1 protein-coding gene is annotated in these 215 nt (G+C 53.5%); it reads left to right on the top strand.

Translation table 11 applies throughout. The features are described from left to right. On the top strand, positions 1 to 215 hold a 215-nt coding region (locus tag Y887_RS20890; RefSeq protein ID WP_211257048.1), incomplete at both ends, for a major capsid family protein.

The raw sequence follows: 215 nt of genomic DNA, 5'->3' as shown, positions 1-215 counted from the left end.
AATCGTTCAGGGCATCGTTGAACCAGCTGGCACCGCAGTTGAATATGGTGATTTCCCCTCTATTCCTCTGGCAAGCTGGAACGTAAACTTTGAACGTCGCTCTATCGTTCGTGGCGAAATGGGCATGGCAGTTGGTATGCTGGAAGAAGGCCGTGCATCCGCTATGCGTCTGAACTCCGCAGAAACCAAGCGCCAGCAGGCTGCTGTATCTCTGG

Origin of the sequence: Xanthomonas pisi DSM 18956, from assembly GCF_001010415.1 — a bacterium.
Classification (GTDB): domain Bacteria; phylum Pseudomonadota; class Gammaproteobacteria; order Xanthomonadales; family Xanthomonadaceae; genus Xanthomonas; species Xanthomonas pisi.
The sequence above is the reverse complement of the archived record's forward strand: the minus strand, read 5'-3'. Positions and strand labels throughout refer to the sequence as shown.